The organism is Leptospiraceae bacterium (assembly GCA_024233835.1).
Classification (GTDB): Bacteria; Spirochaetota; Leptospiria; order Leptospirales; family Leptospiraceae; genus JACKPC01.
The window spans coordinates 637,284-656,466 of the sequence record JACKPC010000003.1 but is presented as its reverse complement, the minus strand read 5'-3'; the positions used below and the strand labels follow the sequence as shown (position 1 = coordinate 656,466).

17 protein-coding genes are annotated in these 19,183 nt (G+C 36.0%); 7 read left to right on the top strand and 10 right to left on the bottom strand.

The features are described 5' to 3' along the window. Positions 1–43: 43 nt before the first annotated feature. The 5 genes from H7A25_17190 to H7A25_17170 all read right to left on the bottom strand — a co-directional run bounded on the left by H7A25_17190 (position 44) and on the right by H7A25_17170 (position 5,726). Positions 44–1,420, bottom strand: coding sequence for a peptidase M14 (locus H7A25_17190; protein MCP5501641.1), 1,377 nt, complete (start codon positions 1,418–1,420; stop codon positions 44–46). 125 nt (positions 1,421–1,545) lie between these two features. Then, on the bottom strand, positions 1,546–3,597 hold the full coding sequence (locus tag H7A25_17185; GenBank protein ID MCP5501640.1) for a hypothetical protein: 2,052 nt from the start codon (positions 3,595–3,597) through the stop codon (positions 1,546–1,548). Then, on the bottom strand, positions 3,594–3,965 hold the full coding sequence (locus tag H7A25_17180; GenBank protein MCP5501639.1) for a PilZ domain-containing protein: 372 nt from the start codon (positions 3,963–3,965) through the stop codon (positions 3,594–3,596). Before H7A25_17180 ends, H7A25_17185 begins: the two co-directional genes overlap by 4 nt. A gap of 59 nt (positions 3,966–4,024) precedes the next feature. Further along, the gene (locus H7A25_17175; protein MCP5501638.1) at positions 4,025–4,540 is read right to left on the bottom strand and encodes a hypothetical protein; all 516 of its coding nucleotides are present in this window, start codon (positions 4,538–4,540) and stop codon (positions 4,025–4,027) included. Beyond that, entirely contained in the window at positions 4,533–5,726 is a 1,194-nt protein-coding gene (locus H7A25_17170; protein MCP5501637.1) for an ATP-binding protein, read from the bottom strand. The genes H7A25_17175 and H7A25_17170 overlap by 8 nt, the downstream gene beginning before the upstream one ends. A gap of 134 nt (positions 5,727–5,860) precedes the next feature. Here H7A25_17170 and H7A25_17165 point away from each other — a divergent pair, with 134 nt between their 5' ends. Further along, positions 5,861–6,547 (top strand): SGNH/GDSL hydrolase family protein, encoded by a 687-nt coding sequence (locus tag H7A25_17165; GenBank protein MCP5501636.1) that lies wholly within the window; start codon positions 5,861–5,863, stop codon positions 6,545–6,547. A 61-nt stretch (positions 6,548–6,608) separates the two neighbouring features. Here H7A25_17165 and H7A25_17160 read toward each other — a convergent pair whose 3' ends face one another. Then, the gene (locus H7A25_17160; GenBank protein MCP5501635.1) at positions 6,609–7,136 is read right to left on the bottom strand and encodes a hypothetical protein; all 528 of its coding nucleotides are present in this window, start codon (positions 7,134–7,136) and stop codon (positions 6,609–6,611) included. A 124-nt stretch (positions 7,137–7,260) separates the two neighbouring features. Between H7A25_17160 and H7A25_17155 the strand changes: the two genes are divergently transcribed. Beyond that, a complete protein-coding gene (locus H7A25_17155; protein MCP5501634.1) occupies positions 7,261–7,692 on the top strand; it encodes a hypothetical protein in 432 nt (143 codons plus the stop codon). Positions 7,693–7,711: 19 nt separating this feature from the next. On the opposite strand, the gene H7A25_17150 is transcribed toward H7A25_17155, so the two are convergent. Next, positions 7,712–8,488, bottom strand: coding sequence for an ABC transporter ATP-binding protein (locus H7A25_17150; GenBank protein MCP5501633.1), 777 nt, complete (start codon positions 8,486–8,488; stop codon positions 7,712–7,714). Positions 8,489–8,606: 118 nt separating this feature from the next. Continuing rightward, a complete protein-coding gene (locus H7A25_17145; GenBank protein MCP5501632.1) occupies positions 8,607–12,197 on the bottom strand; it encodes a vitamin B12-dependent ribonucleotide reductase in 3,591 nt (1,196 codons plus the stop codon). A gap of 129 nt (positions 12,198–12,326) precedes the next feature. On the opposite strand from H7A25_17145, the gene H7A25_17140 reads away from it, so the two are divergent. The 5 genes from H7A25_17140 (at position 12,327) to ychF (ending at position 17,762) form a co-directional block, all read left to right on the top strand. Continuing rightward, the gene (locus H7A25_17140) at positions 12,327–14,489 is read left to right on the top strand and encodes a hypothetical protein (GenBank protein ID MCP5501631.1); all 2,163 of its coding nucleotides are present in this window, start codon (positions 12,327–12,329) and stop codon (positions 14,487–14,489) included. After that, entirely contained in the window at positions 14,476–15,081 is a 606-nt protein-coding gene (locus H7A25_17135) for a hypothetical protein (GenBank protein MCP5501630.1), read from the top strand. Before H7A25_17140 ends, H7A25_17135 begins: the two co-directional genes overlap by 14 nt. Next, positions 15,078–15,644: an NUDIX hydrolase gene (locus tag H7A25_17130; protein MCP5501629.1), complete on the top strand. Its 567-nt coding sequence runs from the start codon at positions 15,078–15,080 to the stop codon at positions 15,642–15,644. The genes H7A25_17135 and H7A25_17130 overlap by 4 nt, the downstream gene beginning before the upstream one ends. 202 nt (positions 15,645–15,846) lie before the next feature. After that, a complete protein-coding gene (locus H7A25_17125; protein MCP5501628.1) occupies positions 15,847–16,632 on the top strand; it encodes a hypothetical protein in 786 nt (261 codons plus the stop codon). Between the two features lie 29 nt (positions 16,633–16,661). Next, positions 16,662–17,762, top strand: a complete 1,101-nt coding sequence (gene ychF / locus H7A25_17120; GenBank protein MCP5501627.1) for a redox-regulated ATPase YchF — start codon at positions 16,662–16,664, stop codon at positions 17,760–17,762. 89 nt (positions 17,763–17,851) lie between these two features. Here the strand turns inward: ychF and H7A25_17115 are convergent, their stop codons facing one another. Both H7A25_17115 and H7A25_17110 read right to left on the bottom strand, forming a co-directional pair. Beyond that, positions 17,852–18,517: an SPOR domain-containing protein gene (locus H7A25_17115; protein MCP5501626.1), complete on the bottom strand. Its 666-nt coding sequence runs from the start codon at positions 18,515–18,517 to the stop codon at positions 17,852–17,854. Beyond that, positions 18,514–19,140, bottom strand: a complete 627-nt coding sequence (locus H7A25_17110) for a dephospho-CoA kinase (protein ID MCP5501625.1) — start codon at positions 19,138–19,140, stop codon at positions 18,514–18,516. The genes H7A25_17115 and H7A25_17110 overlap by 4 nt, the downstream gene beginning before the upstream one ends. Positions 19,141–19,183: the final 43 nt, after the last annotated feature.

Below are 19,183 nucleotides of genomic sequence, written 5' to 3'. Positions count from 1 at the left end.
AGCTGTGAGTTTTTTATTTGTAAGCGAACTAACATTGATTCGCTTACTTTCCCAACAAAGCTTTCTTCTCCATAATAATTTGAAAGGGGTCCTGTAAGCCTTTTATTGCTTCTATTTCAACTTCCATTGTTTTATAAGATTCTTTTATAAGACGTATCTTATATTTTTTCTTCAAACCAAGGGGTTTAAAAAAAAGTCCGGTTTTGGGAGATGAGGTATATTTCTCTCCTTCATAATATTTGATTCCGGGTATCTGCACCTCTGCTTCCAATGCTTCCCCAAATTGATTCCTTACTTTTAAAAAAATAGCTTCTGTTTCTAAAAAATCAAAAAGAAAAGCTTCCGTTGCCGGATGGAAATTTTTCACTACCTCCCTTGCAAGAGGATACTCGGGATTCTGATGGGAACTTTCAATCAGAAGAGCCATCGTCCCGTATGTAAAAAATAAATAGTCCTGAAAGGTTCCATCTACCGAGTAAATTTTTTTTAAAGGAGTATAACGACTAAATTTCCTTCTTATAGAAATAGCATAATCACTCATTTTTTTTGCTAACCCTTCTGCATAGGAAGGTTCCGGATTCTTTAAATTATCTATAGTATAGGGAAAAAGAATGCAGGTTCCAAAAGAATGGAAACTTAAAGAATAACTAAACCTTTCAGACTCAGCAAGTTGTATCATTGCCTGAACCTCCGGCTCCGATGCGGGACTCTCTCCCCGATAATGAGAGGATACATAATCTGAAGAAGAGGCTTTTTCATTTCCCGAATTCCAATGAAAAGGGTAATTACGATTTAAATCTACACCTGAGTGAATCCTTTCCTCTACTGAATAGCTTTTATTCTCCATACCATTCTTTCTTCCCATCTGCATGGAAAATCTCCAGAAGTTTTCATAACCATCCGGGTTAACAATGGGAACAAACCATATTTTTGTTCTTTCTAAAAGAGTTTGATATTTTCTCTTATCCCGGATGATTTTCTCCAATGTATACAAAACATGTTCGGTTGAAATTTGTTCATCCCCATGATGAGCTCCATTGAGTAAGATAGAAATCTTTTCTTTTGTTGATTTTTTATAACTGAGCACAAGTGCCGGTATATGTCTTCCCTTCCTGCTTTTTCCAATAATTTTATATTCGATAAAGGAAGGATTTTTTTCAGCTAAATTTTTAAGAGAAGTTTTCACTTCGTTATAGTCTTTATAAAAAGCAGAAGATGGATCTACAAAGAATTTAGCTTTAATATAATGAAAAGGAATATCTTTTTTTTCTAATAAATTGATTCTATTATTTGTTAAATTTTTCTTAGACTCATAAATAGAAGCACCCTCTTCTTCTAAAATTTTTTTAGGAAATGAAAAAGAAAAGATGAAAGACTTTAAACGAAATGGAATTTCCTCTTCTTTAGGAATTTTATACAAATATAAGTTTTTCTTTTCTAAAGCATCGTTAGGTCTATAATACTTTACAGGATGAGAGTATAGACCTATACAAAAAAAAACAGATAAAGAAAAAACTTCATGCTTACCAAAAACTCTTTTCTTACTTATTCTATACGACTGGGAACTCCAACAGTACTTATATCCCCATGTTGTTTTGAAAGAACTCGGTAATTTCGTAATTGGTTAATGTGTTTAAAATCTTTTCGTAAAAGCCTTCTTTGGAAATCCAGACCTCCTCTAACCAGATAATGCCAGTATCCATCCAAAACCCCTCTTCGATTCCAAGTATTTGATAATGTACTAATAATCACTGATTTGTCATCAAAGGGAAGTCCCAATACATTCTTTTTGTAGGCTTCATTAAAAGACCAGAACACTTCCACATTACTTGGATAATATACTCGAACATTTATAGACATTTTCCGGGCAGTATTACCTATGGATCGCATAGTTTTTTCTTTTAACATATCACCGGAAAGAATTACCATCCTTCCATTCTGGTACATCTGTCGTATATATTGATAAGATTCATCTGTTCTGAGCCAACCAAAATCCTTAAATAAAGCATCTTTTCGATTTGCGGCCAGATAATAAGGATATAAAACCTGTCTGTATTTTTTATAAATAGCAAGAATTCGGTTTAAGTTTTTATCTGCCTTATAGGCCTGCTTCAAAATCCAGAGACTCGCTTTTTCCCTTTCAGGCCGGAACATAGAAATAAAACCTTCCGGCTTTTCATTCTTTAGGATGAATATCTTTAAAATCTTATGTAACAAAACTATATTAATATCAAAATCAAATAGCCAGGCATATTCACTTTTTGCATGAGCTATATATGAATAATTAGCATCTGAGGCAACCCCCACATAAGCTCCTCCAAGATTTTTAATATACGAAGCAAACAGCCAGTTTCTGCGTTCATTTTTTTTGACATAAGTAACAGGATCTTTACAATTTGCAGGAGATTTATATTTCTGTTTACAGAGGGGTTTATCTAAAATATCTATGGACTCTTCAGCATGTAGAAGTGTATACAGCTCTTTATCTATAGGCTTTAATTGGTGGCTATATTTTAAATTTGTACGCAACATCCAGGCCTGACCATCAAATAAAAAAGGTGTATCTGATACACAGAAGTGGTTTTCCCTCCTTCCCTTTAATTCTTTCACTATAAGTAGTTCATCTTTATGAGCTAAGCGTTTTCCCTGGTAGGCACAAAAAGATTCGGCCATTTCTTTTGTTAAAATAAGATTTCCTTTGAATATTAGACTTTTCCTGGTTTTACAATAGCCCTCCTGTATACAGGTTTTATAGGCTTTCACTGTTATATCAGCGGAATCATAATAAAGAGAATATTCTTCTCTAAATTTATAACCATAGTCCTTTAAAAAGCTAAGAAGTTTTAAATCCCAATTTTCAAAATGACTAAATGGAACTTTTGCACACTGCATTCCGGAAGGGATTTTATTACAATCTTCCGACCAGTAGGAAAACTCTCTAAAATCAGTTATTTTAGGTTCTTCTGCCGATGGTTCTGTATGTTCATTTCTGCTTCGTTTTTCCTGTTTAGGCTCCTCGAATTTTATATAGGAAACAATATATGTTTTTGCTAATATTTGTAATGGTTTATGAAACAGGAATATAAAATAAACCAGAACTAATACGAAGAAAATAGAAAACGCAAACAGACTGCCATATTTTCTACCGGTTTTCTCCACTATCGGACTTTCTTTACTTACCTGTTTTTCATAATGCAAAAAGTTAAAAAGAATCTCCCTATCAATAGACCACTTATCAACCAATAGCTCCCAGAGTTCGTTTTCTTCCTTACCGACTTCTCCGCCTATGCTAATCATTTCACGGATATTCTTTAAAAGATAATATTTCTTTATCAATTCTTCGGATTTGAAAGTTGCAATCGCTTCTCTGAGTTGTTCTTTCAGTTCTGTTATATTATTTTGTTCTAATAAATGAAAATATCGATCTTTTAAAAGAGCAGTATTGAAATCCATTCGGGTTTCGGCAAAAATACTATTCACCATTTCTTCCCCATGCTTTTCTAATAATGCCTTTTTGTGTTTTACTTTTTGTGGATTCTTCCCTTTTATTCCCGCAAAGAAACAAAGGATAATATACATGGCCTGTTTGCTATTCATAAATTATTATCATTCTCTATAGAGTAATTTATTGCGATTAAGTCATCACTCAGATCAATTTCTTTTGAAAATTGGCATCCTATATGATATACAATCCGGTCTTTAACTGCTTCCTGTTTTTGCCAGGCCAATGTGGCCTGCAATCGAAAAGATTCTTTCGTTGATAAGTTCATTATTTCTAAAGAAAGAAATTGACCAATTTCGAGAGGAAGAGATTCCGTTAAACGTAAACCCATCCCATGACCGGAAATATTGAGTATATAACCATCTATTTTCAGTGTATAAAATTGTATTTTCACTCGAAAATGACTGAAACTTTTTGAAGAAACAATCCTTTCCTGCTGTCTTCTTTCCTGTTCTATTGACATTATCACATTCTTCTTTTAATTCAAAATTAATTTCCTTATTTTCTTTTAGGGTAAGCCCCTCATTTTTTTTCCAGATATTTTGGATAATCAAACTCCGGACTTGTTATTACGTGTAATTGCTCTTTTTTTAGTCGAGCTTTATATTTATCTAATGTTTTAGGAACAACTTTACCCTTCGGAGTAAGAAACCAAAAATATTTTGGATAATCTTCTTTTTGATTATTAATAAAATTTAGTTCTAAATTTATTCTTTCTTTTAACCACTGTAATTTTAAGAGCACTTTATCTATATCTTTCTTGCCTTCGCTTCCCCAATAATGAATTTCAATATAAATTAAGTATTCTTGAATTGTTTTCCCCTCTTTATTATAAAGTACAATATAATCCCACCTGTTATCATTATCTTCTTTTTTTATCTCTTTGTAATAATCATCTAATTTTACACTCAAACTATAGCTATAGGGTTTACTACATTTAAATCTTTTAGACTCATCTTTTTTAAGAGTTTGCAAACCGGGTTTTACATAGTCTTTCCAATCTTCATACCCCTTGATTGCCTTTTCGTATTTACTCATACAAGTCTCCCACAATCCCTGCTATTTTTTCACTATATCTTCCTATACCGCCCCAATTGGCAATTTCCTCTTTTTCGTGAATTGGGTCCAGACTGGAGATATCATGTATAATAGTTTTTCCATTTTCCTCTCTTTTAAAATAGTAAGCTTTGTATGTTTTTTCTAACAAATCCGGGAAACTTTTTAAATAGGTATTAAAATTTCTAATATTCCGTATTTCTTCTTTACTGAAAAATAATGAAATTAAGCTATCTAAAGCTTTTGTTTTCTTTTCCTTACTTACTTCTTTAATAGACTGAACGGCCCATAACAACTCTATAATTGTTACAGAATGAGTAGATACTCGAACTTTGTAACCTCTGGTTAACAAATAGAGAATGAGAAAAAATATATCTATGATTGCCGTTGGATGAAGTCCCATCTCCGGTTCTTCTATGGTTACATATTCAGAGTCTCGTCTGCTTATTTTTGCTCGAGGTAAAAGGTAATATAATCCAAGGATTAAGGGAGAAATTTCTTTCTGTCCGGCTGACCATGCTGTATAAGGAATGTGTAAATTTTCTTCTTGTGAAGAGAGAGATAATTGTGGCTTAACATTCTCAATAATTTCCATTTTTAAATTGGGATAAATGTTTCGATTTAATACATACTGAACAATTTGCGTATGTAATAATTCACGTTTATTTGAAGCTTTAATGAGTTCTCTCGCTATAAAATCACTAAAATCTTTAATTGTAAAAGGTAATTCCGGACTTAAATAAGGATACAAAGAAGGCCATCCGGCTTGCATAGTTAAAACTCTTTGTGCAGGAATATAGAAATGTTTGGTTACTGAGTTCTGGCTTGTATTTTTTTTATAGTTTTTTCCGAATAGCTTTTCAAAATCAAGCTGTTTTGAATTATATTTTATATCTGCTCGAGTTAAAATTTCATTGGAACCATCTCCCAGAAAAAGATTTAGAAATTCTTCATAATCCTCTTTCTTTCGTTTGAATTCTCTTCTTTCATTTCCTTCTATACTGGTCTTTATATGCTCCATGTCATTATATAGTTTATCAACAGTAAGAAAGATACTTTTCCCACTTGCCTGCGGACCAACCAAGACTGTCAGTTCTCCAAATTCAACTTCTCCTTCCTGAATAGGTCCTAAATGATTGACCTTAATCTTATTTCTTATATTTTTCACTGTCTTTATTTCTTTAGTCTCCGCTATTACTTTTTTATCCTGAATTCTATTTTTAATGTTTCAGGTAAGCCCCTCATTTTTAATTCATATTTTAATACAAATTAGTCAATTATTAACCGAAATTAATATTTAAAATGGATAAAAACGAACTATTCCAACTGGCCTGGTATAAGATATTCGATTCTCACCAAACCCGATTTTCTAAAAGCCCAAACTTACAGATTTATTATCGGACAATGCTCTCACAAATAAAACTCGCAAAAAGATTCGGTAAAGTAGATCTTTGCATCCTGGGTGATAGCAATGCTCATAACCTTGGTACGTACGAAAATATGAGAAAGTTCGGGAAAATCGGTCTGAGTATCAATCTTGCAATTCCCGGAAGTAGAGCTGATCACTGGCTTCACTTTTTTCATTCCGAGAATGGTAAAAAGGTTTATTCGGAAATCAAAGATAGTAAAATTCTTTGGAATATAGGAGGGAACCATATCATTCAGAAAGACATGGAACGGCTCGAAATTAAATTGCAAAAGCTTTTTTCACTTTTTTCCAAAAGTTATAATTGTCTCGTTCCTCCTATCTGGAGTCGGCATATGCACTTTTTAGGTCCAGAATTGGAAATTAATCAACAGATCCAAATCTGCAATACCTACATAAAAAAAATATGGAAGACTCATGCCATCGATACCTATAGTATATTTTTAAATTGGGATAAAACAGAACCTTTTATTCTAACTCATAAAGATCTTGTACATTTCTCAAAAATAGGAGATGATATACGTATTCCTATAATTCTTTTCAGCCTATTATTTATCCCTTAAAGACCGGCTAAAATTAATAAAAACCATACATAAGATTTAACTAATAAGCTTTTAATGCTTCCTATTTCTTTAAATACAAAAGACTTTCTGCAATTTTAATAGCGGTTTTAGATGGAAACTTTGTAGAAAATTCTATCGTATATTCATGATCTTCTTTTATTTTAGGTGATTCCATTCTCTCTGAAAAATAGGGTTCATTCGGACTAAATTTTCCGTTTTCATCACTGTTTTCATCGACATTTCCCAGATACTGAGTTCCGAAAATAGGATTATGAAACTTATATTTCTTAATAAAACCTATCAGGTCTCCCCTTTCATCGACTCCGATACCCATTACCGTAAAACGATGTTTATTACACTTATAAATGATAGAATAACTTTCCTTTTCCGCTTTCACTGAATTTACTTTACAGGTTTTGGGAATATAGGAAGGAGTCACTAACAGTAAACGATATTTCTTCAGTATCTTTACATGATTTTTTGTTAGACCCGCTTTTTTTATATCAGTGTATAAAGACTTTTTATCACTTCCCATCACAGGTGATAATAAAAAGCCAGCCAAAACCATCAAAATTAGGATTCTTCTCATAAGATAACTCCGTATAATAATATTCAAAACTCATATAGTCTGTTTTTACTTCAAGTCAAGTATTTCTTAATATTTCATAAAATAAAAGACTTGCCGAAATATTTTCATAAAGAAAGGTATCATGGTGCTGGCATTTGATCGAGAATTTTTAAATAGAATACGTTGTACTCCTGTTGAAATAAAAGAACTCTGCACAAGCATTCGAATCCTTATTTCTTTTGCAGAAAAAGCAAAAAAGGGGGGATTGTTTGTTATAGAAGCTGAACTTGAAAATGTTGATTTAGGAAATCTCCATCTAAATCGTTTTTTCAAAAAATGCTTTGAATTGGTATTCGATGGAATAGATGCGAAAAATACTTATTTTATCCTGCGAAACAGGATTCTTCTCAATGCCTATAGCGGAAAAGAACTTCTTCATCGCATTCTTATTGCCGAAGGGGCACTGGGAATTCAGGCAGGCAATAGTCCGAGACTCATACGAGAAAAATTAATTTCTTACCTTCCCGACAGTTTTTGGGACTCCCAGGAGTCTATTAGTTGTTCTGAACTTTTATAATTTTGCATATAAGATTTATCTACTTCTTCTCTGAATGATCGAGTATCATAGGTCCTTGTGTTTTTCCGTGTATAAATTGCTGTATTATCGGGTGAGCAGAACTTTGAATTTCAGTAGGTGTTCCACAAAGAACTACTTCCCCCTCATACACAAAGCTAATTCTATCGGCTATCATATAAGCACTGCTCATATCATGGGTAACAACAATAGAAGTAACATGTAATTCTTTCTGAAGACGTAAAATCAATTCATTAAATACATTGGACATTACAGGATCCAGACCTGAAGTTGGTTCATCGTAGAGAAGAATTTCCGGATTCGTCGTCAGAGCCCTGGCAATTCCCGCTCTTTTCTTCATTCCTCCACTGATGTCACCGGGTAAATTATCTTTTGCATGCACCAAATCTAACCAGCGAAGCTTCTCCATCACAATCCTATCAATATCTTCTTCTTTGGCCAGCTTATGTTCTCGCAAAGGTAAGGCCACATTTTCATAAACAGATAACCAGTTAATCAAAGCTCCTGATTGAAAAAGGACTCCCATTCTTGCCCGAATCTGTTTTTTAATTTTTTCCTTAGAGAAGGAAATGGATTGATTGAAGACCAGACAGTCCCCCTCATCGGGTTGAACCAGACCGGTTATATGTTTTAAGGTAACTGATTTCCCTGTACCGGAAGGACCGAGGATTACCATCGTCTCACCACGTCGAACCCGAATATTCATACCTTTCAAAATCTTTCGAGAACCAAATGTCTTGTGAACATTTTTTAGTTCAATAATGATGTCTTCGGCCATATACTATAAAATTGGACTTCTTTCTTTTATATAATTTCCGAACAAGAATCTCATATAAAAGCAGGCGAGAAAACACTCTCCCACCTGCATAAGAATAGTTCTATAATCAGCGCATTGCTTAACTACAGCCTGTGGTAGCCCCACAGGAATTACATTTTAAGCAGGAACCGTTTCTCACCATCTGGAAAGAACCACATTCAGGACAGGAATCACCCGTAAAACCTTTTATGATAGCCTCCTCTCGAACCTTTGTCATTAAATTACCATTATTCTGTGCAGCTGTACCTGTCCGCAGGACATTAGAAAGGGAAATAGGATCCAGTTGTTCCCGGCTATATTCTTCCTGTTTACTAACAGTAGGAGTTTCTCTTTCTCTCACAGATAGTCTCTCAGCATTATTACGTCCGATTTCATCACCCCTCAAGTCATCGGGAGAAACCTGGGCCAGGTCATATCTACCGAGATAGGTAATAGCAAGTTCACGGAAAATGTAATCGATAACCGAAGTACACATTTTTATGTGCGGGTTGCCTCCTACCATTCCATTGGGTTCAAACTTGAAAAAGGTAAAGGCTTCGATATATTCCTCCAGGGGAACTCCGTGTTGCAAACCGAGGGAAACAGAAATGGCAAAGGCATTCATGAGGCTTCGAAATGCAGCTCCTTCCTTGTGCATGTCAATGAAAATTTCTCCGATTTGTCCGTCTTCATATTCACCGGTTCGGAGATAAATCTTATGACCGCCCACCATGGCCTTTTGTGTATAGCCGGCCCTGCGGTTAGGAAGTTTTCGCCTATGGGAAACATATTTGTAGATCATACTCTCAGCAGTTTTCGCTACATTTTCTTTCTCATGCTCTCCATCTTCCTCGGTGATACTCAGAATTTCACTTACTGAATTGAGAGGTTGAGAAAGTTTAGAACCATCTCTATATAAAGCATTTGCTTTTAGCATCATTTTCCAGGAGGAATAATAAGCATCCTTAACATCTTCAATACTTGCTTCTTCCGGCAAATTAATTGTTTTAGAAATAGCACCGCTTAAGAAAGGTTGGGCAGCGGCCATCATACGTATATGAGAACTATAGGAAAGAAAACGCTTTCCATATCTTCCACATTTATTAGCACAATCGAATACAGGAAGATGTCTATCCTGCAAGAAAGGAGAATTCTCAACCGTCATAGAACCACAAACATAATCCGTAGCAGCCCGAATTTCTTCTTTGGTAAAACCTAATTTTTCTAAAAGGTTAAAGGAAATGGAATTAAACTCTTCTGCCGGAATACCCAGTTTGTTTCTTAGAAAATCTTCTCCGAGAGTGAACTTATTAAAAACAAAACTCAAATCAAATGCAGTATAAAGCTGACTCTCGATTCTATCCAGTATTTCCTGGGTAAATCCCTTCTCTTTTAATGTCTGAACATTAATATGGGGGGCACCATGTAAAGTAGCATGTCCCTTGCAATAGTTCACAATGGCATCTATCTCTCCATCCTGATAACCCAATTTTTTAAGAGCGAGTGGAACTGATTGATTGATAATTTTAAAATATCCTCCACCGGCTAACTTCTTGTATTTTACCAGTGCAAAGTCGGGTTCGATACCGGTTGTATCACAATCCATTACAAGACCAATCGTTCCGGTTGGAGCCAGAACCGTCACCTGTGCATTTCTATAACCATATTTCTCTCCGAGTTCCAGAGCTCTATCTGAATCTTCCTTGGCTGCTTTTAACAAATAACCCGGACAATAAGCCGAATCTATCCCCAAAGGTTTTATACTTAAACCTTCATAATCTTCCGCAGGAGAATTATAAGCCGCCCGTTTATGATTTCGAATCACCCGAAGCATATTGGCCTTATTTCTTTCATAGCCTTTAAAAGCTCCCAGTTCAGAAGCCATCTCCGCCGATGTGGCATAAGATGTCATGTGCATGATAGCCGTAATCGCTCCTGTGATAGCCATAGCTTCTTTAGAATCATAAGGAATTCCCATTACCATCAGTAAAGAACCGAGGTTTGCATAACCTAAACCTAAAGTTCTAAACTCATAGGAAAGTCTTGCTATTTCCGATGATGGAAATTGAGCCATAGTAACAGATATTTCTAATATAATCGTCCAAATTTTGCAAAGATAACGAAAGTCCTCAACCTTGAATACAGAAGTTTCAGGAGTATAAAACTTTCTTAAGTTGGCGGAAGCAAGGTTGCAGGCGGTATTATCCAGAAACATATATTCCGAACAGGGATTCGAAGCTTTAATTTCTCCATCTGCAGGACAGGTATGCCATTCATTAATGGTTGTATGATACTGAGTTCCCGGATCAGCACTCGACCAGGCAGCGTAGGAAATTTTATCCCAGAGATCCCTGGCTTTTATCTGTGCAGAAGGTTTCGGACGACGGTTTTCTTTTTTTGCATTTTCTTTTTCTGTACGAAAATAGAGGTTCCAGTTCTGGTCTTTTTCAACTGCCTGCATAAACTCATTGGTAATGCGCACGGAATTATTACTGTTCTGTCCGGATACCGTGTTATAGGCGTCAGATTGCCAGTCCGTGGTAAGTTCTTCAAATAAAATCTCTTTAAAGCCCTGCTTCGCAAGTTCAATTACACGCTTGATGTAACTATCAGGACAGAATGCCTTTCTTGCTTCCAAAACAGCTTTTTTCAAACCCGGATTTGTTTTTAAGTCGAAGCAGTCTGCAGGATTTCCATTGGTTGGTTTATAATCATGGCAGGCTTTCATAATATGATTCAAAAGCCGGTTATTGTGAATAGAACCGCTTACCAGAGAAGCGACTTTTTTTTCTTCTTCTACTTTCCAATCAATAAATTCTTCGATATCGGGGTGATCCATATCAAGGCTGACCATTTTAGCAGCTCTCCTTGTGGTTCCACCGGATTTAATGGCACCGGCTGCCCTATCCCCTATTTTTAAAAAACTCATTAAACCGGAACTTTTTCCTCCACCGGAAAGTGGTTCATTTGCTCCTCGAATATTGGAAAAATTAGTACCTGTGCCGGAACCATACTTAAAGAGCCGGGCTTCTCTTACCCAGAGATCCATAATTCCACCCTCATTCACCAGGTCATCGTTTATAGACTGGATGAAGCAGGCATGAGGCTGAGGGTGTTCATAAGAAGAAGCGGAACGTAGAAGTTCTCCGCTGGAAGGGTCTACATAATAATGCCCCTGAGACTCTCCATTAATTCCGTAGGCCCAGTATAATCCTGTATTGAACCACTGCGGAGAATTGGGAGCTGCCATTTGAGAGGCCAGCATAAAACATACCTCATCATAAAAGGCTTTTGCACTTTCTTCATTTGAAAAATAACCGTATTTATACCCCCAGTAGGCCCAGCAACCTGCCAGACGGTGAAAAACCTGTCTTGCATCTGTCTCGCCTACATAACGGTCTTCCGGCTTCATAGATTCAAGTTTCTCATGATCAGGTTCGGAGCGTTGTAACCATTGAGGTATCCCGTCTTCATTAACCCTTCTCAGGTATTTCGGAAGTCCCCTTCTGCGAAAATACTTCTGCGCCAGTATATCTACCGCAACCTGTGACCAGTCCTGCGGAACAAGGATATCTTTCGCTTCAAAAACCAGGGAACCATCCGGATTCATAATCCTTGAGTCCCTCTTTGTCCATTCAATACCGGGATATGCTGTTTCTCCGGTTCCGGTAAAATACCTGTTGATAATCATTCAGAGCTCCAAAACTAAAAATAATAGCCAAGTACATGGGTTTCTTCCAGGATAAAAGAAGAAACGTGAAGATCAGAATGTTGATTATGTCCCAAAAAACAAGTATTTTTATAAAGGAAAGCAAAAAGTTTGACTAAATATTCCCGAAACTCAAAGTACAAAAAACCTGTTATGATGTATTTTTGTCTGCTTTTACTGTTTTCACTCCTTGTTCCCTGTTTATCTTTTGCCGATCCGGAGGTAATTAATTACCTCGATCCTCCCCTTTATTCCAAAGTTTACTACGATTCTCAGGGAGAAAGACAGAAACAAGAAATTTATAAATCCAACCCTGCCGGCAAAAAAGAACTATGGAAAATCCTGAACTATTCTTACGGAAAAGATTACTTTCAGATAAAAGAAAACTTCGTAAAAAATAAAAAGGTCTATACATACGGAATAAAAAGACTCAACAATCAAAACTGGGAAAGTACGATCTATTTCGAAAAACCGCCTGAATCTAAAAGTAAAATCCATAGTACCATGGAATCGTTCGATAAAGAGGGTAATAAACTTTTAGAATACTATCTCGATTCTAATAACCGTCTAACAGAAAATCAATATGGAATTGCAAAGAAGGTTCATATTTATAATAAAAGCTGTCTGGAAAAATTTAAGAATACTCAGAAAAATTGCATTGAGCTTTTAAAGCATTTCAATTCCAAAGGTCAGCTAACTAAAGATGAGAACGATACTGCTATGTATAAAGCAATTTTTAATAAAGACGGAAAACTAAGTGAATTAAAAAAGTTTAATGAAAAAGGACAACCGGCAGAAAGTGATACCGGTATCGCCTCCTCTAAAATTTTTTATGACAAGGCAGGTAATGAACATATAGTAGAATATTATAATCATAAAGGACTCTTACAGAATAACTCTCACGGAATCGCAAGGTTTACTTATGCTTACGATGAAAAGAATAACCTGATAGAAGAAAAACTTTTTGACAAAGATGGAAACTTGAAAGAAAATAACCGGGGAATAGCCATTTTTAAATATAGCTATAATGATAAGGGAAAAAAAATTAGTGAAGAATACTATAACAGTAAAAATGAATTGAGTAATACAAGCGATGAAACCGGTATCTGCAAAATTACTTACTCCTATAATCCAAATAGCCAAATTGTTTCCATTCGCTATTTCAGAAAAACAACAGAAGTTAATCCCGTCGGTTATACCATTTACCAGTATGATTCCGCAGGAAAAAAAAATTTTGAAGCCAGTTTTGATGATGAAGGTTTTTTATATACCTATGAGGGGAAACCTCAATTTCGATTCTTAAACTTTTTTAAGAAAAAAGAACTCTACAAGCAGAGAATTTATGACTTTACCGGAAGATTATATAAAGAATTATATTTTTATCCATCCGGAAAAATTCGCAAGCAGATTATGCACGATAAATTTAGTAAATATAAATATTCTACTTTATTTAAATATAATAAGCAGGGACAAATCATCAGAAAATACTACTACAGGAACCATAAGACCCTCAGCTTTATCCTCGAATTTAAATATAACCCACAGGGACTTGTTAGCGAAGAAAAGCGTTTAAATCCTTCCCTGACAGCTCTTTCCGAAGACTACCGTGGAATTGCCCTTACACACTATTCATATAATTCAAATTGCCTGAAAGAAAAGTTTCATACAGATCATTGCTTTAGTTCTATAGAATATTTTGATCGATGGAGAAAAAGAAAAAAAGAAACAGGTTCATATGAAATCAGCGAATCAAGCTCGCCTTTTGAAAGGCCGATAGAAGAAGATTTTAAAGATAAAAGTTCCGGAATCTCCGGTTATCGTTTTGATTACGATGAAAAAGGCAGACGCATCAAAGAAGAGTATTTCGGAGAAGATGGTAAACTAAAATCACCTTCCAGTTCTTCTATTGACTCCAATGCAAGAATTGTTTATACCTATGATGCAAAAAACCAGATTACCAGTGAATCTGTCTTTGATGAAGAAGAAAGACCTGTATTTAAATTATATTTCAGCTATTCAGAAAAAGGTAATCTGAAAGAGGTTAAAAAACTCGGACCCAAAAATAATATACTCTATCGAAAAAAATATTTTAAGCCAAATGTTCTTCTCTTAGAAGAAGAGTTTTATTCAAACGGAGTTTTAAATCGTTTTAATTATAACCATTTCTTAAGCTTTGGAAATAATTCAGAAAATCTAATTCATTTAAAAATGGATCGATTCTTCAGACCCATTCATATTCGGTTTCAGTATGGAGTAAATAATGAATCTAAATAAATACATAGCCCTATTTTCTTTGTTAAGTTTCGTATATATTTATCCTCTCTTTGCCTCACCGGATGATTTGAATATTGGAACCATTCAATTTGAAGCAGGACGAAATTATCATCGCTTTTATAAAAAAGGTGTGGGTATAATAAAACGAGAGGGAAAAAATAAGGAATTCATTATAGGATTTGAAGACCCTTATCAAAAAACTTATTTCTTTCTTCAGGGAAAAGCAAAGACAAGAAAAAAAAACCAGCTTCTTTACAAATTTAGCTCGAATCTACATCCTATAAAACTTGCTTTTAGGCACATCGATAATAACTATTTTGTAGAAAGCTCTGTAGACTTTCTACCTGATACAGCTTCCCTTCCTTACGGAGAACTACGCAGACATCAGAGGCTGGCGAGCGAAGTAGATGTAGTACCCAATCAGAATATGGGTGGAACCGAATTAGTATTTCAAATAAAGCTCATAAAAAAGGAAAAAAGAGTGATTGAAATACAGGGCATATTTTTCGGGAAAGTGAAGTTCTCCAACAACCTCGAAGCTCGAATTGAAGAAATTAAAAACGGGGAATTTCGAGTACCTGTATTAGAATGAGGAAAACTATGGACTTAAAATGGAAACTATCGAATCGCAAAGTCTTATCATCTAACCGAATCTTTACTCTTATCAGTCGTGATGCAAGTTCTCCCGATGACAAAATACAGGGAGAATTTTATGTTATAGAAACCAGAAACTGGGTAAATGTAATTCCTATCACAAAAGAGAATAAAGTAGTCCTGGTAAAACAGTATCGTCATGGAATCAATGATTACAGTCTCGAAATACCGGGTGGAATTGTAGAGACAGAAGGAAATTCAGCTTCCCTTCAAGCCGGACAAAAAGAACTACAAGAAGAAACCGGCTACACTTCTAAAACCTGGGAATACCTCGGCAAAGCCAGTGGAAATCCGGCTATACTCAATAATTGGTGTGACTTCTTTATTGCGAGGGATGCAGAAAAAACAAGTGTACAAAATTTCGATCCTCACGAAGATATCGAAGTAATAGAAGTGGATCTAAAAGAATTACCTGTCTTACTCGAACAAAATAAGATACATCATCCTATGTGTGTAGCAGCTATCGGATGGTATTTTCTTAAATATCCGATTTCAGGATAATGATTATTAAATCTCCAATATTTTTGTATGTTTCATGACCAGCCACTCGTATTTCCTATATGAGCCACTCGTATTTCCTGTGTGAGCCGCTCGTATCTTCCGTGTGAGCCGCTCGTATCTTCTGTGTGAGCCGCTCAAGCTCCCCACTAATTTAAAGGAAAAAGTTTGAGTTACACTTAAAAATGATAGATAATATAGTACTATGTTCAAATGGCTTTTTCCTATCTTAATGTCCCTATTTCTTCTATTCAGCGGAAAGCCTGTTTCCATCGAGGACAGGGCTTATACCTTTTTATACGTCTGTGATCCAGCATCGATTCTTCACTTCGAAAAAGATGGAAGCCTCGGTTTATCCACCCTTTCGGAGTACAAGCGCAGAGAAGAAGCCAGAATCTTCGGGAAATACGGAAAGGTCTTTCTTTTCGGAACCGGAGACATTCTTTCTTCCGCTGAAAATTCGAATTCCCTTCTTCACGAGTATCAAAAGACAGGTTTTGATGCCCTTTTTCTTTCAGCTTCTGACCTGAAACTTTTAGAAACGGGTGATAATCCACTTACCGGTCTGTATCCTATTTTTTCTCACCGGGAAAATAACCTGAAAATACCGGGAGAAAAAATCTTCTCCCGGAAGGATGAAACTTTCCTCTTCTCCAGTGTAAGCACCCGTTTTAGTGGAAAAATCAATGCAGATGAGTTTAATTTGAGTGTTGTTTTCCTGCAAAGAGGAGAACTCCCAACCGATTATACCATTCTTTCCCGAAGCCAGAACCCTGTTTTTTTCATCTTTCGGGATGCAAAAGACCTCTCCTACTCTTTTTATAAAAACCATTATTACGCATCCTGCTCAAAAGAGCCCGGTTATATCGGCAAAATAAGCCTTTATTTCCGAGAAGGAAGGCTGATTCGAAACCAACACGAATTTCTTCCCCTGAATACAAAAGATAGAGAGCGTTCCTGGGTAAAACCTGATAGAAAAATTAAGCCCTGATAAAAACATAGCAATTCAGCGGAGTTTTTATGAGTTTAAATTGCGGAATCGTCGGGCTACCCAATGTAGGTAAGTCTACCATTTTTAATGCAATCACCAAAGCCGGTGCAGAAATGGCCAATTATCCCTTTTGCACCATAGAACCTAACAAAGGGATCGTGGAAGTTCCTGATTACAGACTGGAACGTTTAGCAGAAATCTATAAACCGGAAAAGGTCATACCTACTTTTATTGAATTTGTAGATATCGCCGGACTGGTAAAAGGTGCAAGTCAGGGAGAAGGATTGGGAAACCAGTTTCTTTCTCATATCCGGGAAGTAGACGCTATCTGTCATGTGGTAAGAGCCTTTGAAGACGAAAATATCACCCATGTTCACGGGAAAATTGATCCGGCAGATGACATCAGTGTAATTAACTACGAGCTTATTCTTGCCGATCTCGATAGCTTAGACAAGCAATACCAGAAGATTATTAAATCAGCACGTTCAGGTAATAAAGAAGCTAAAGAAATCTCCTCTGTTATGGAGAAAATCCTCGAAGCTTTAAAAACCGGAAACCCGGCAAGAAGTGTAGAACTCAATGAAGATGAAAAAAAGATCGCAAAACGCTTTAATCTAATTACGATTAAACCGGTTTTATACTGTGCAAATATTCATGAATCCGAGATTTCCAAGAAAGATGAAAATCCTTTCGTCAAACAAATCCGAGAATTAGCAGAAAAAGAAAACTCGGAAGTGGTTGTCCTTTCCGGCAAAATCGAAGAAGAACTCTCCGGATTGGAAAAAGAAGAACAACTCGCATTCCTCGAAGAACTGGGAGAAACCGAGAGCGGACTGGACAGGATGGTGAAAGCAGCCTACCATCTTTTAAATCTCATCACTTTTTTAACCGCCGGTGAAAAGGAAGTTCGAGCCTGGACAACTCAAAGAAACAGTACAGGACCCAAAGCAGCCTCTGTTATTCACTCTGATTTCGAGAAAGGGTATATTCGGGCTGAAGTTATGACTTTTGAAGATGTAAATCGCACCGGTTCACCTGCTAAAGTAAAAGAAGAAGGAAAGCTTCGTATTGAAGGAAAAGATTATATCGTCAAGGATGGGGATGTTATCTTTTTCCGGGTAAATGCTTAGATTATATCCACGCAATGAAGGCGACCCTCCGGAGAGTCGCCTTAAAATCGTGGGTCGCCTCCAAAACATGGGTCTCCTTCCCAATTACATTATTTTGCAGAGATTCGTTTTACTCTGGCGACTTCAGATAAGGCAGGTTCCAGGCTGGCTTTAATCTTATCTAACTCTTCCTTAGTATTTTTTCTACCCAGACGAACGACAAAAAAATCACCACTTCTATCAATAAAAGGAAAATCATCAATTTTGTTATTATTGATGATTGAGTTTTTTAGCTTTGTTGCTCCTTCTACTGTACTGAATGCTCCAAGTTGAAGTGTAAAATAATAAGAAGAAGCTTTCTTCTTTTTGGCGACTTTCTTGGCTTTCTTTTTCGTAGTTTTCTTGGTTTCAGTAGGAGCTTTTTCAATGACCGTAGACTTTTCATCTGTCACTACAGTAGAATTTTCCAGCTCTTTTTTGTCATGAACCGTATTTGAATCATCCGTTGGAACTTTTACTTCATCGGTTTTAGACGAATCAGGATTTCCTACAGGATTGACCTGAGGGTTCGTTCCTTCTTTTATTTTAGCCTTTTCGTTATTCTTGTCTTCCGTTGTAATGGGAGTAGTATTCTCTTTATCTTTACTGGCAGCACTCTTTTTACCAAAACTTCTTCCCAGCATGAATACATAAGCTATGATAACCACAAGAATAAACAACAGAATTGCAATCCGTTTTACATCGAGGTTAAATGTATAAAATGTCCTCTCCTTCATTCACTCAGTCCTTTATATTGATTTATTGTGTGATAAATATTTTCGCACTCTTTCTTTAAAATCGATAAATCCCCGTTATTATTGATTATAAAATCGGAGAGTTCTAGTTTTTTCTTAAGATTCATCTGTTTAGACAGTCGAGCCCGAAATTCAGATTCATTCATTCCGTCTCTTTTTTGAACCCTTTCCTGTGCAATCGATTCCTCAACTGCTACGGTTAAAGTGGCATCACAGAGTGCATCGGCCCCTGATTCAAAGAGTAAGGGAACTTCATACACTACAATCCTACCACCCGTCTGTGATTCAATAAGATTTATCGCCTCTTTCCGGACAAGAGGATGGATCAAATCATTTAAAGCTTTTAATTTTTGAGGTTCCGAAAAAACTATCGACGCGATAATTTTCCTATCCGGGCTCCCTTTTTCATCCAAAATAGGCACACCCACTATGTCCTCAATGTCTTTTAATATGGGAGATTTTTCAGATGAATAGAACCTCGCCAGTTCATCAGCATTTATCCGAAAGGCTCCCAACTCCTCCATGAGTTTAGAAACACTCGACTTTCCACTTCCAATGATTCCGGTGATTCCGAGAACAAACCTTTCTTTCCAGGTTTTAAGCATTACCATTTTCCTTGATCTTAGCCTTGACGGCAGGACTTATAAA